10 protein-coding genes and 1 CRISPR repeat array are annotated in these 13469 nt (G+C 46.7%); of the genes, 2 read left to right on the top strand and 8 right to left on the bottom strand.

Going from position 1 to position 13469, the window contains the following annotated elements; translation table 11 throughout:
• Positions 1-91: 91 nt before the first annotated feature.
• Positions 92-847, top strand: a complete 756-nt coding sequence (cas6, locus tag ASN18_RS02950; RefSeq protein ID WP_492207999.1) for a CRISPR system precrRNA processing endoribonuclease RAMP protein Cas6 — start codon at positions 92-94, stop codon at positions 845-847.
• A gap of 182 nt (positions 848-1029) precedes the next feature.
• Positions 1030-3451: a CRISPR direct-repeat array (repeat unit 36 nt; unit sequence GTAACAAAGAAGACCTCATTCAGAAGGGATTGAGAC).
• A gap of 188 nt (positions 3452-3639) precedes the next feature.
• Here the strand turns inward: cas6 and ASN18_RS02945 are convergent.
• A complete protein-coding gene (locus ASN18_RS02945) occupies positions 3640-6615 on the bottom strand; it encodes a virginiamycin B lyase family protein (protein WP_085051113.1) in 2976 nt (991 codons plus the stop codon).
• A gap of 150 nt (positions 6616-6765) precedes the next feature.
• On the opposite strand from ASN18_RS02945, the gene ASN18_RS02940 reads away from it, so the two are divergent.
• Positions 6766-7887, top strand: coding sequence for a glycosyltransferase family 9 protein (locus ASN18_RS02940; RefSeq protein WP_236861468.1), 1122 nt, complete (start codon positions 6766-6768; stop codon positions 7885-7887).
• A 115-nt stretch (positions 7888-8002) separates the two neighbouring features.
• Here the strand turns inward: ASN18_RS02940 and ASN18_RS02935 are convergent, their stop codons facing one another.
• The 7 genes from ASN18_RS02935 to ASN18_RS02905 form a co-directional block, all read right to left on the bottom strand.
• The gene (locus ASN18_RS02935; protein WP_085051111.1) at positions 8003-8167 is read right to left on the bottom strand and encodes a rubredoxin; all 165 of its coding nucleotides are present in this window, start codon (positions 8165-8167) and stop codon (positions 8003-8005) included.
• Between the two features lie 69 nt (positions 8168-8236).
• Positions 8237-10498 (bottom strand): glycosyltransferase, encoded by a 2262-nt coding sequence (locus ASN18_RS02930; protein WP_085051110.1) that lies wholly within the window; start codon positions 10496-10498, stop codon positions 8237-8239.
• A 16-nt stretch (positions 10499-10514) separates the two neighbouring features.
• Positions 10515-11240, bottom strand: a complete 726-nt coding sequence (locus ASN18_RS02925) for a class I SAM-dependent methyltransferase (RefSeq protein ID WP_157072805.1) — start codon at positions 11238-11240, stop codon at positions 10515-10517.
• A gap of 160 nt (positions 11241-11400) precedes the next feature.
• Positions 11401-11883, bottom strand: a complete 483-nt coding sequence (locus ASN18_RS02920) for a DNA-processing protein DprA (RefSeq protein WP_085051108.1) — start codon at positions 11881-11883, stop codon at positions 11401-11403.
• 4 nt (positions 11884-11887) lie between these two features.
• On the bottom strand, positions 11888-12220 hold the full coding sequence (locus tag ASN18_RS02915; protein ID WP_085051107.1) for a type II toxin-antitoxin system PemK/MazF family toxin: 333 nt from the start codon (positions 12218-12220) through the stop codon (positions 11888-11890).
• Positions 12205-12399, bottom strand: a complete 195-nt coding sequence (locus ASN18_RS02910) for a DUF2281 domain-containing protein (RefSeq protein ID WP_085051106.1) — start codon at positions 12397-12399, stop codon at positions 12205-12207. The genes ASN18_RS02915 and ASN18_RS02910 overlap by 16 nt, the downstream gene beginning before the upstream one ends.
• A 21-nt stretch (positions 12400-12420) precedes the next feature.
• Positions 12421-13455 (bottom strand): virulence RhuM family protein, encoded by a 1035-nt coding sequence (locus tag ASN18_RS02905; protein WP_085051105.1) that lies wholly within the window; start codon positions 13453-13455, stop codon positions 12421-12423.
• Positions 13456-13469: the final 14 nt, after the last annotated feature.

Raw genomic sequence — 13469 nt, 5'->3', positions numbered from 1 at the left:
AATTGCCACACATAATTCGCAGTTTTTTTATGCATCGCAAATTACAATATGCGGCATAGTTATGTCCACTTACTTATGCACTGATTAATATATATTTGAGACGTATCCAAAGAATAGGACAGCTATTATGAATATGGGCAAGTACGAACAAGTCCCACATCCATTTATTATAGAGCCACCCGACGATAGTGGCAGGGTGTTTAATACATCAGAAAGGCTCTGTTTTAATTTAATACTAGTAGGCAAAGCAATAAATTATTTACCGTATTTTATTTTAGCATTTATCGAACTTGGCACAATTGGTCTTGGCAGGGGCAGAGGCAAGTACAGATTAATCAACGTTAAAGATGGAGATAAAACAGTTTACGATATTGACGATAGGCAAATAAATCCTGGCTTGCCGAAAGAGTTAATTATTTCAGAGATATTTAACTTTGAAAATGTCTCTGAAGAAGATATTAAATTGAGATTTATAACTCATGCCAGAATTCTTGACAATAGAGATTTTGTGGTTAAACTTGATTTTCATATTTTAGTTAAGACATTAATGCGCAGGCTGCATATGCTTTATTACTTTCATTGCAATGAGAAAGAATCGCTGTGGAAACACAATGAAATAATAGACAAAGCAAAAGAGGTTAAAATAGCAGAAAATACTTCAAAGTGGCATGATTGGGAAAGGTACTCAAGCAGGCAAGGAATACGTATGAAAATGGGCGGACTCAAAGACACAATAACATACAGAGGGAAAATAGAGCCTTTTCTCTCAATAATAACGGCGGGTGAGGTGCTGCATATAGGAAAAGGTACAAGTTTTGGATTGGGGAAATATGTTATAATTGAGTGATTTGGATATGTTGAGGTTTATTTAATGTTGGCCTTTTGGTTAACAACATGCGTTCGTAACTTTTTAATAGGTCTTTGAAGGTGGAATAGAAGGTAAAATATCACTAACTTATTGTAAAGGGCTATCAGTGTACAACTATACCTGTAAGTTGTTGATATTATAGAATATAAAATATGGGTGGTGTAACAAAGAAGACCTCATTCAGAAGGGATTGAGACCATTCATTATACCATTCATCTTCCCGCCCGTTGGTAACAAAGAAGACCTCATTCAGAAGGGATTGAGACGGCTTTCTCTCCCGCCTTTAACGTCATACATCCGTAACAAAGAAGACCTCATTCAGAAGGGATTGAGACGTGAGACACACCCCCACTAATGCGGTTACTCAGGCGTAACAAAGAAGACCTCATTCAGAAGGGATTGAGACTGCGGGGGTGTGTTGCTGTTTAGGCAGGGCTACAGTAACAAAGAAGACCTCATTCAGAAGGGATTGAGACGTGTGTCTCACCCCCACTAATGCGGTTACTCAGGCAGGGTAACAAAGAAGACCTCATTCAGAAGGGATTGAGACTGCCCACCCCCCACCTGATGTACTCCTTGTTGGCGTGTAACAAAGAAGACCTCATTCAGAAGGGATTGAGACCATCCTCCGTCCCCGCTAATGCGCGGGCGTTTTAGTAACAAAGAAGACCTCATTCAGAAGGGATTGAGACCTCAGGCAGGGGCAGCGTAGTGATGCTGCCTACCGTAACAAAGAAGACCTCATTCAGAAGGGATTGAGACTTACAAGTAAAAGGATTACGCTTATCCTCAGTAAGTAACAAAGAAGACCTCATTCAGAAGGGATTGAGACCAAATGTACTCTTGCTCATAACTCACCATATCCTCTGTAACAAAGAAGACCTCATTCAGAAGGGATTGAGACATGGAAGCCAAAGCCTTTTAGTACTTTTTTATAATGTAACAAAGAAGACCTCATTCAGAAGGGATTGAGACGGCTACTATGCAGGCTTTCTCCCCCTCTTTTAGTAACAAAGAAGACCTCATTCAGAAGGGATTGAGACATTTTAGTCACATGGATGTGCTTCCCTGTGACTGTAACAAAGAAGACCTCATTCAGAAGGGATTGAGACCACCAAGACTCTCCGTCTTTTAACTTCATACTTCCGTAACAAAGAAGACCTCATTCAGAAGGGATTGAGACCCCACCCCCAACCGGATATACTCCCGGTTGGCGTAACAAAGAAGACCTCATTCAGAAGGGATTGAGACGTATGTTCCGCCCCCACTAATGCGGGGGTGTTTTAGTAACAAAGAAGACCTCATTCAGAAGGGATTGAGACCTCTCCCTCTTTTAACTTCATACATCCCCCGTCCGTAACAAAGAAGACCTCATTCAGAAGGGATTGAGACTCAGCCTCCAGCCTATTACTAATGCCGTGGCTGTGTAACAAAGAAGACCTCATTCAGAAGGGATTGAGACGTATTGTATCCTCTACGACGATGTAGTATCGTATGTAACAAAGAAGACCTCATTCAGAAGGGATTGAGACATGATTTCTATCCTTAGTTTCATACTCCCCCCGTCGTAACAAAGAAGACCTCATTCAGAAGGGATTGAGACAGCAGATGTCACAGTATTCTGTCATGTTTTTTTGTAACAAAGAAGACCTCATTCAGAAGGGATTGAGACATTCTACCTACCCCCTCTATTATGTAAGACTTATTGTAACAAAGAAGACCTCATTCAGAAGGGATTGAGACAGTAGATACCTGCGGCACATTCAGAGCCCATTACTCGTAACAAAGAAGACCTCATTCAGAAGGGATTGAGACCCATGACTCTTCCTCTTTCAATTTCATATTTCCGTAACAAAGAAGACCTCATTCAGAAGGGATTGAGACCTACCCCCTCTAGTATGTAAGACTTATTGACGGCGTAACAAAGAAGACCTCATTCAGAAGGGATTGAGACCGGCAACCTCCTAACCAACCCATAACGCATCTGAGTAACAAAGAAGACCTCATTCAGAAGGGATTGAGACTCACGGTGTGTCATCTCTTTGCAAGCATCACACTGTAACAAAGAAGACCTCATTCAGAAGGGATTGAGACGTAAGAAAATCTTGGGATATACAAACTTCTGCCTCCGTAACAAAGAAGACCTCATTCAGAAGGGATTGAGACCTGTCTCTTTGTTTATATGCTCTCGACTTGCGGTAACAAAGAAGACCTCATTCAGAAGGGATTGAGACGCCTCGGGCAAACTCATACCCCGCGTGGGCGTATGTAACAAAGAAGACCTCATTCAGAAGGGATTGAGACTCACCCGCAGAAATCTCTCTGCGGGCGTAGTTAGTGTAACAAAGAAGACCTCATTCAGAAGGGATTGAGACTTTTGGGATAATACACTCCGTTATTGTCGGCGATTGTAACAAAGAAGACCTCATTCAGAAGGGATTGAGACTGCGGGCCCATGTAGAGACATAATCTAGCAGTAACAAAGAAGACCTCATTCAGAAGGGATTGAGACATCTAGCACGATTATGTCTTCTCTACATGGATACAGTAACAAAGAAGACCTCATTCAGAAGGGATTGAGACAATTCCAGAGGATTGTTTTTTTGTGAGCCATGCTTATGCAGCGGCAATCAGGGGTGGACGGATAGAGAAATAGTATTTTCCTTGATACTGTTAAACCTTGTAGGTGGGGATAGTGTGTCAAATGTAATGGTAGGGGGCAGTGGAAGACAGGCCCTGAACATAGGTCTGTCTCCACCGCTCTAAGTCTGTTATTTCCAGGTGATTGAGGCGCTGTACCATGCGCCGCTGTAGTAATAGTAGAGTTTGCCGTCGCTCATGGCTAAAATGGCGGTACCGTTGTAGTACCACTGAATGAAGTACATGCCACTTACGTCTGTGCCCGATGTTATGCTGCCCGTTGGATAACTGAAAAATGTATAGTTGGTAAGATAAAATGAGTTTATCGCGGCTGAGGCCTTGCTCAGGTCGGTGCGCCACTGTACGCCGAGGGAATACCACGCCCCGCTGTAGTAAAAGTACAGGTAACCGTTCGGCCATGCTAACAGGGCAGTCCCGTTTGTGTACCACTGGACGTAGTATGTGCCGCTTGTGTCGGTGCCTGATGTAATATCTCCTGACGCTGAACCAAAAAACGTAGAGTACAGTGCCCCGTAATAGTTAATATACGCTGCGGCGTACTGATAGTCTGTATTAGTAAATGCGGCAGTGACAGGTCTGTCTCCCTTTGAGGACGATACTAATACGCCGCATATGCCAAGCTGGGAATAGTCACACCCTGACCAGCCCGATACGTCATAGCCCGAGGCAGGGGTTGCTGTTAATATTACATATGTGCCGTCAGTAAAACCTGCCGAACACGTAGAGCCGCAGTTTATTCCCGTTTGATAGCTTATTACCGTACCTTGTCCGGTTTTGCTGACTGTAATAGTTCCAGTTTGCCCTGAGTTGACTGTTTGAACAATGTTTGGTGAGGTTGAGGCGTCATTTACCGCATCCCCGCCGTAGATTGCCGAGACAAAGTGGTCGCCGGTTGCCAGTGTGGTGGTGGTAAATGCTGCCTGCCCGTTTGCGTCGAGTGTAGCGGTACCAATCTTCTTCCAATCGTACTTGAATGTAACTGTACCGGTTGGGGATGTGCCGGTTACTTTGGCGGTCAGCGTAACCGATTGACCGTATGTTGATGGACTAAGTGAGGAGCTGACTGTCGTCGTCGTTGGTTTTGCCGTTCCAATGACTAGCTTCCCTATCTTGTTTGTTCCATATTCCGTAAACCAGAGGTTATTGTCCGGCCCCAGCGCTATATTAGTCGGCCAGCTTTGTGCAGTGGGTATGGGATACTCTGTAATAACGCCCGCCGTGGTTATCCTTCCAATGTTATTACCGCCTGGCTGAGTATTGTCGCCGCCGCTTTCAACAAACCAGAGATTGCCGTCCGGCCCGGCTGTTATCCCCCAGGGATACCCCCCCTGAGGCAAATCATACTCTGTAATGATGCCTGAAGTGGTCATTTTACCTATCTTGTTGGCGGCCATCTCGGTAAACCAGAGATTGCCGTCCGGCCCCAGGGTTATCCCGGTAGGGTAGCTGCCTGCTGCAATTTGATAGTCGTCAATGTTGCCTGATTTCGTACTAGAAAACTCGGTAACGGTGCCTGTGGGGGTAATCTTGCCTATCTTGTTGCCATAGGATTCAGTAAACCAGAGATTACCATCCGGCCCTAACGTGATGCCATTAGGCCAGAGACCGGTTGTGGGCAGGTTATATTCTGTAATAACCCCTGTAGGAGTAATCTTTCCTATCCTGCTTGCCCCTGATTCAGTAAACCACATATTACCGTCCGGCCCTGCTGTGATACCGTTAGGCCAAATCTGTGACGTTGAGTCATGTACTACGCCGGGTATAGGATATTCAGTAATAACCCCTGTTGGTGTAATCTTCCCTATTTGGGCAACATCTGATTCAGTAAACCAGAGATTACCATCCGGCCCGAGCGCTATACCCCAGGGGAAGGTCTCAGACGAGGGTATGGTATATTCTGTAATAGCACCGGCTGATGAGATTTTACCTATTTTATTACCATTTGTCTGGACAAACCATGTGTTGCCGTCCGGCCCTTTGGCAATAGCATATGGCGCGCCCCCTGAGTTAGTTACGGGATATTCAGCAAAAATGACTGCCGTTGTATCCCCTGTCTTTTCAGTAGCGCTTGCCGTGATAATCTTGCCTATCTTGTTGCTCTTCTTTTCAGTAAACCAGATGTTGCCGTCTGCCCCGGCTGTGATACCCATGGGTTCGCTATTTAGTGTAGGGATTGTGTATTCTGTAACTGTCCCTGTGGTTGTAATCTTTCCTATCTTGTTACTGTCTCTCTCAGCAAACCACAGGTTACCGTCCGGCCCTAAGGCAATACCCTGGGGCATACTAAGATACCCAGCATTAGGTAAGCTGTATTTTGTGAAAACACCTGACGTCGTTAACTTCCATATGGCGTTGTTCTGATAATCAGCAAACCAGAGATTGTTATCTGCCCCGACTGTGATACCATTTGGATAAGCAAGCGTTGCAGGGATAGCATACTCGGTGATAACGCCTGCCGTGGTAATCTTTCCTATCTTGCTGTTTTGTCTTTCGGTAAACCAGAGATTACCGTCCGGCCCGGTGGTTATATCGTTAGGCCAGCTTGTTGAAACAGGCAGTGAATACACAGTGACAACGCCCGCTGTGGTGATCTTACCAATCTTGCCAAGTCCTGGGGCGGTGAACCAGAGATTACCGTCCGGCCCAGATGTGATAGAGGTAGCTCTGTGAAACTTTGAAGGGAGCGGGTATTCTGTAATAACGCCTGCCGTAGTAATCTTGCCTATATTGTTGCCGTCGTTTTCAGTAAACCAGAGATTACCGTCCGGCCCGGTTGTTATCCCCATAGGGGTGCTGTTGGCCATAGGCAGGGTATACTCTGTAATGACGCCCGATGGAGTAATCTTACCGACCTTGTTACCATAGTATTCCACAAACCAGACATTGCCATCCGGCCCCTTTGTTATGCCAATAGGAGTACTCGACGACGTAAGCGGCGTGTCATACTCTGTAATTGTGGCGGCTTCCAACCCTGCTGCTATTAACAGTGTTAATAGCGCAGTCAGTAATACTGTGGCAAATGACCCTGCCGTCATAAATTTGTACTGCGATTTGCGCGGCAGTTGAATCCTTTTTTGATATGACATTACATCCTCCTTAACAAACTATTGTTTAGTAGATGAGAGAATTATCACATGAGTTCAAACAAAACCCACGCCCCTTCGTAACGCTTGTTATGAATAAACATTACCATAAATATGGCTTCTTAGTCAATGATTTCTGGTATAATACGCCGCATGAATAAAATCAGGTTTTTGAAGGCCGTTGACCGGGTTGTCGGCAGCGCCCTGTCATCAATAATAGTATCAATACTAAGGCTTATCGGGCGTGAATCTCTTTCTCACGGTACGTTAGGAAAAATCCTCGTCATTCGCCCCGGCGGGATAGGGGATGCGGTCTTGCTGCTTCCTGCCCTAAAGAAAATAAGTGAGCAAATCAGGGAGTTGTGTCCGGGCGCACAAATAGACATCCTCTGTGAGAAGAGAAATCACGGGATTTTTCAGTTATCAGGGGATATTAACCGAATCTATCTGTACGACAGAGGCATTGGGCTTATCAAATGCCTGAGAAACTCATATGATGCCGTTGTCGATACCGAACAGTGGCACAGGCTCTCGGCAGTAATTGCCTATCTCACACGTGCACGCGTGCGTGTTGGCTTTAACACCAACGAAAGAGGCGGGCTGTTTACGCATATGATTCCCTACAGCCACGACGACTACGAGGGGAAGAGTTTTTTTAATCTGATTGCACCGCTCATCGGCGTCAAGCCTTTTGACGGTGTGCCTGATGTGTTTATATCCGGCGGGGCCTTTATTGATTCTGGACATATTGAAATCTTCAAAACAGGGAAGACTATAGCAATAGCCCCCGGGGCCTCCGTCAAAGAGCGGAGCTGGGGTGGAGATAACTTCGGGCTTACTGCGCAGAGGTTATCTGAGCTTGGATTTAATATCGTAATAATCGGCTCACAGGCTGATAAATCAGACGCCGTAACGATAAAGGACTATTGCACAGGGGCAGTGGATTTCACCGGCACTACATCGTTAAAAGACACTGCCCCGCTTCTCAAGTCGGTAAGTGCGCTGGTATGCGCTGACAGCGGCATTATGCACATCGCATATGCCCTGGGCACACCAACGGTATCGCTCTTTGGCTCCGGCATCGAAAAGAAATGGGCGCCGCAGGGGAAATCGCACAGGGTTATTAATAAACACCTGCCTTGCAGCCCCTGCACCAAATTTGGATACACGCCGCCATGTGCTTCAGTTAAATGCCTGACGCAAATAACTGTGGATGAGGTTGTTGGGGAAGTTGTTGATTTACTTAGGATAGTAAGCTGTCTAGCTCCGTGCTGAAACGCATGGTGCCGGTGGAAAGAACCGACGCCCACTTGAGTGCCATCATGTTGTACTCTCTCATTTATATCGAAAGAGTACCTTTCCATTTGAAATACATAGATTTGCTTCTTTTTTAAGATTCTACGTGTTTAAAGTGTTTTTTGCCTACACCGCAAAGCGGGCACTTCCAGTCCTCCGGCAAATCCTCAAATTGTGTACCGGGTGGAATTTTGCTTTTTTTGTCGCCCTTTGCCGGATTGTACAGATAGCCGCAATTAGCCGCCTGACACTGCCACATATGTCCTCCTGAAGTTATAAATTGTTCCGCAAATGATTATATAACTAATAGTGTTTATTAGTATATAGCTCAAATTGGATTATGCAGGTCCCAAACCCAGCTTAACTCGTAGATATTTGTCCAAAAGTCCTTGCGCTCAATGTAACCGGCTGCCTTAAGCAGTGATTTATATCCGCCTTCGGCTGCGATTACGATAAATGGCCGGTGGGTGGCTGGGCGGGTGATTATGTTGTCGAACTTAAATACGGGTGCTGTTGCAAACGTAGACTCAGAGGTGCCGCTGATAAAACCGCTTACAGGGACGCCGAGATTCACAAGCATGTGATTTGTAATCAGGGCAGGGCGCTCAGTGCCCCAGATATACAGGGGACGGTCTGAACCGGTGACCGTATGCCTCAGATTATTTATATAACGCTTCTGATACAGCGAGTGTGCCCTGTGGGTCTCCTGTATGCCGCCGCTTTGTGAAAGAGACTGCGGGTTATGCCAATAGAGTCCGGTGAATTTGGGGATGTGAAGGAACTCGAAGCGCTCGCCCATGCGAAGCCAGTACTCCTGGTCGCCGTTTGCGGTATATGTCTCATCGAATTGTCCTATCCGGTCAGACACTGATTTCCGCCACATGGGGTGCGGCCCGATGCGGCAGTGCTTTAACAAGTCCTCGTAGTCATACTCTGGCCATACCATCGAGGGGGCGCCCGTGTGGCGCTCAAAGCTCTCGTGCGGTGTCTCTGTCATATATGAATCCCCGTATACAAGGGCAATATCGGGGCGGCTGTCCAGAGTGCGTGCCATGAGTTCAAGGGCATCGGCGGCAAGCCTGTCATTTGTGCTTAAGACTGTGACGTACCGGCCTCTGGCAAGTCTAAGCCCTATGTTCCACGCGGCGTAGATGCTGATTTTCTCAGCCGTTTTCACGTATGTAAGGTTTGGGTTATCCTTTTGAAACCCTGTGACAATTCCTTGTTCATTTTGTGGTGATGCGGCGTCTATTACGATTACCTCGATAGAGCGCCAAATCGACTGCTCTCTGAGGCCGCCCAGACACTCAGCGATAAACTCCTCAGACATGTACGAGGATATTATGACAGTTACGATATATTCGGCTTCATTCTCAGCCAACAGGGGGCTGACAAGGGTCTCCTTGTAGCGGGTCAGCTCAAGCGTCGCTGGCACAAGCGAGTCTGTCTTTAGCCGGACGTTTCCCGGGCTTAGTTTATTGATGAAATAACTATTAAACATGCTCCTTTGGCGCAGGGCGTCAACTGAGGTGTCCTGTCTGTATTTCAGAGCCCTGAAATTATCCTCATTGTCGGCGGCGTAAGTTATGGATTCGATGATTTTTTTGGATGTGAGCGCCTCCGGCGTCCCAAGATTCAGGCCGTTGAGTTCACTGGCGAGTTCTGCTAATTTGCCGCCTCTGATGACAGGCAGGGCAAGCGCCCCAGCCAGTGCGCTGAAAACGGTAAAATGATAGCGCCACGATATAGTTAACTTGCAGCACGAAAGCAGGGCTGTCATCTGCTCCGGCGTAAAGTATGTGTTTGGCACTATAATTGACCGGTGCTTCATGAATGACGCCGTTTTGAGGGCGGCCTCTTTGTCAAAAAACTCGCCCTCTCTGGTCTCGTTGCAAAAAAACGCTATCTGCCAGTTTAGCTCACCGGCTGCCCAGTCCAGAGCAGCGGCGGTCTCTGTCTTAATTGTGTCGTTGTCCTTCCAGTTTTCGTTGACAATGTTGACGCCAAGAACGGGGACGCCGTCTTTTACTCCAAGCGATGAGAGATAATCGGCTGCCCACTGCGTATCAACACCGTGCGTTGGTGTAAGCCATGCCAAATCTGCCGCCGCAAGGCAGCGTCCTGGTTCTACACCGATTGCAAGGAGATGTTTCCTGCTTTGAGCTGCCCGCACTGTCCATGAGTCAAATGGCAGAAACCCGGTGTTGAATAATTGAATGGCCCCCGCTGAGTGGAGCCTGTCTACGCCGATGCCGACGGCGTGAATGGGAACTCCGCGTGCGTGGCAGAGGGCGTACTTGCTGCCAAGTATACGTAAAGGCCACTCAAGCCCGTGCATCTCCGTCACTATCGTAGCCCCGACAATCAGCACATAATCTGCCGCAAGAGAGGCGGTGTTACAGGCGTCAGTGTCGGCGTAATTAATATACCTGTACGAAGGGGGCAGTTGAGAAATGGCCTCAGACGCGGCGTCCCAGACCTCAATGGTTGTGCCGTCCGGCAGGGGGTGAAGCGATAAGAACCCTTGCATCATGGCCTCATCACCAATGTTACCGGCTGCAAGTCCAGAGAATGTTACATGAATTTTCATCAACGAGGGCGGTTGTTTAAGGCGTATATCTCAGCGTGCAAAATCCGAATTTCTCTTTAGAGCTGGCAATGATTTCAAAACGGGGGTCGCTCTGCACGTCAATAAAATTCTTATAGTGCTTAACATGGTAAATATCGTCAAGCGCTATGACGCATGGCCCTTTGATGAGCGATAGTACGTAGTGAAACTCAATTGTGCCAAGATGCCCGGCACTATCAAGCATGACAAAGTCTGGCCGGTAGTCGAATTCCTTTAGAAAAACGCCAAGCAGGTCATCAGGTACGCCGTCAAATGATACCTCGCTGAAGTAATTTTGGGCGCGTACATTTTCAGGATGGTCGATAAAGACATCTGTGAATTCTACATTTTTCACGAACTTCTCTTCAATCTCGTCTATAGGCGGCAGGTATTCACGCGGCAGTGAGAGGCCGTTGACGAGAGTTACATAGTTAATCAGGCCGTTATTGGTGAGATTTTCAAAGGCCGTGTTGTGATGCAAGGGGTTGACTTCGATAGAGTAGAACTTATGACCGGTAATCCGGCACTCCTGCAGCGCTGAGGCTATGACAGTAGTTGAGCCAACGCCGCAGTATGTACCGGTTTCGACTAACCGCTGCGGCCTGAGGGTCTTAAAGAGAGAATGGATATGGCGAGAAAACTCAGACTCAGCCGCCATCTGCATAAGATTAGCAGAGGGGTCAAGCTCCCCGGCCACTTTTAAACGCTTATCAGCTTCCATCATCCCAGCTATCATAGCACAGCGGAGGTAGTGGCCGCAACCTGTCCTTTACGGACAACGATATTGTGGACATATTTCATTAATGTGCTGCTTGATGACCTCTTTAAATTTTACGTTTTTGCCGTTGTCTAATGTGATCATTTATTCTATTATGGATACATAGTTATTCCGAATTCCCTAATATTCGTATTTTCTTGCCGGTTAAGGCGATTTCCTTGATGAGCTTTTCGAGCTTCCCTTCATGTTCAGCATGAGCAACCATGATTTCGTCCGCAATATCTGCCATGATGCGGTTTCTTGTGGCTGCGGTATCTGATGTGGGACGCGTTACCGAATCATTAAAGGGTGAAATAATGAGCAGCCGCCCGTTGTCCAGTGCATTTTGAATTTCAGGTTTGATAAGCTTTATCATCCCGCGCGCCAGTACCATTATCATTGGCTGTGAGCCTTTCAGGAGATAGTGGAAGACATCCTTCTCTATTACAGAATGAAAGCCCGACATAACGCAGTTGCCTTTGTCCCTTTGTTCAATAGCCCAGTCGTATGTTTTCAAAATTACGACTGAGGGACATCGCCGCGAACAGAGGAATGCTATTTTGTGATGATTCAAAATTTCTCTGTTGCCAAGTGTGTTTTGATAAATCATCGACTTAGGATTTGATAATGTTTACCACCGCGTTGACAACCTCAGCGGTTTTCCCGACATTGAGCGCGCCTGCCTTGTAGAGTACGATATGGCTGTCGGCGGTGAATATTCTGTTTGGGCGGATGTTGCTCATTTGCTTCAAGCCGCCGCTCACGAAGTCAGCGTAGTTTAAAGGTACTGCGTAGTTGTCCCTTACGGTCTGGCTTGTTATCTGGCAGAGAATCAAATCGTCCTCGTTGACTCCGGCAATCACAAGTGCTGGATGGCGCTTTGACTGTGTTAAGTCTGAAAATGGGAATGGCACTACCACGACATCGCCCTTTACAAACTTCGCCATGCCTCTTCCTCTTCAGGGCGTAACCAGTCCTTACCAAGCGATGATTCGCTTGCCGAGGCTATAGCTATACCCTCTCTGGTAATCTTTGCCTTGAGGAAATGGACGAAATCCAGCACCTCGTCAATGTAAGTCTCCGGCATCTGTTCAAGCTCTCTCACGAGCAGTTCCTTCTTGCCCATAGCACAATACCTCCAGTTGTTCTAACAATCTTTGCGCTTTCGCCCGCGTTTGGATTCGAGCTGCTTTAGTTCTTGTTCAGCCTCTATAAAGTGTTCCTCAACCGTGGATGGTTCATTCATAATTTCTTGACGGTATTTATTATATTCTTCGTGGGCTTTCTCAAGAGCCTTATCATGGCTGATACATCCGGCATGGGTTAGAATGTCACGTCCTGTAAGCTTCATAAATTCGTCGAGTTTAGTAATCCAGTCCCGCATGGTCATGGGCTTTCGGTTAAGTGCCTGCAATTCTGCAAAATCCAGATACATGGAGACAATTCGGTTCAGTATATCGAGTTCCGCCTGATTCAGGTAATTCTTGGCAACTTCGACGTCCATTTTTTTTAATGATTCGCCGGGCCAGTTTGTCATGCCCATGTGCGGTTGAGCGGCATCCGCCCTGTTATAAATCACCTCTGCCGCCGTATGTCCGTGGGCTGCCCAGTGCATTTTATTCTGTATAACCATGAAAAACTTCTTTGAAACATCGGTTTTGGGGTCATAGTCTATACTTGTAGAGTAGATGTCAAGCACTTTGCGCCAAAATACCTTCTCAGAGGAGCGAATATCCCTGATACGGGCGAGCAACTCATCGAAGTAGCTGCCTCCGCCCGACTGTTTGAGCCGTTCATCGTCCATCGTAAAACCCTTGATGATATATTCGCGCAGCCGCTGAGTTGCCCATTGGCGAAAGTGAGTGGCAACATGGGATTTTATACGATAGCCTACAGAGATAATCAAGTCGAGATTATAGTATTTCGTGCGATAGTTCTTCCCGTCATCGGCAGTTATTAAGAATTCCTTAATAACTGAATCAGGCATAAGCTCCTGTTCTTTAAAGATATTTTTGACGTGTATATTGATATTGGGCACTGACGTCTGAAAAAGCTCCGCCATCTGTTTTTGATTCAACCAGACGGTCTCCTGCTGTAAGCGCGTTTCTATGCGCACACGCCCATCACTGGTCTGATATATCAGAAACTCGGTTTTTGCTGGTAGATTGTTGTTTTCTGTCATATTACGCGTCCTCC

This window comes from Candidatus Magnetominusculus xianensis (assembly GCA_001541255.1).
In the GTDB taxonomy this organism is placed as follows: Bacteria; Nitrospirota; Thermodesulfovibrionia; order Thermodesulfovibrionales; family Magnetobacteriaceae; genus Magnetominusculus; species Magnetominusculus xianensis.
The sequence above is the reverse complement of the archived record's forward strand: the minus strand, read 5'-3'. Positions and strand labels throughout refer to the sequence as shown.

Excerpts from the sequence above, each read along its gene's own strand:
- ASN18_RS02935 (WP_085051111.1), bottom strand. The coding sequence starts at position 8,167 with ATGTGGCAGTGTCAGGCGGCTAATTGCGGCTATCTGTACAATCCGGCA.
- ASN18_RS02940 (WP_236861468.1), top strand. The coding sequence starts at position 6,766 with ATGAATAAAATCAGGTTTTTGAAGGCCGTTGACCGGGTTGTCGGCAGC.
- ASN18_RS02910 (WP_085051106.1), bottom strand. The coding sequence starts at position 12,399 with ATGGGCAAGAAGGAACTGCTCGTGAGAGAGCTTGAACAGATGCCGGAG.
- ASN18_RS02905 (WP_085051105.1), bottom strand. The coding sequence starts at position 13,455 with ATGACAGAAAACAACAATCTACCAGCAAAAACCGAGTTTCTGATATAT.
- ASN18_RS02925 (WP_157072805.1), bottom strand. The coding sequence starts at position 11,240 with ATGATGGAAGCTGATAAGCGTTTAAAAGTGGCCGGGGAGCTTGACCCC.
- ASN18_RS02920 (WP_085051108.1), bottom strand. The coding sequence starts at position 11,883 with ATGATTTATCAAAACACACTTGGCAACAGAGAAATTTTGAATCATCAC.
- ASN18_RS02945 (WP_085051113.1), bottom strand. The coding sequence starts at position 6,615 with ATGTCATATCAAAAAAGGATTCAACTGCCGCGCAAATCGCAGTACAAA.
- ASN18_RS02915 (WP_085051107.1), bottom strand. The coding sequence starts at position 12,220 with ATGGCGAAGTTTGTAAAGGGCGATGTCGTGGTAGTGCCATTCCCATTT.
- ASN18_RS02930 (WP_085051110.1), bottom strand. The coding sequence starts at position 10,498 with ATGAAAATTCATGTAACATTCTCTGGACTTGCAGCCGGTAACATTGGT.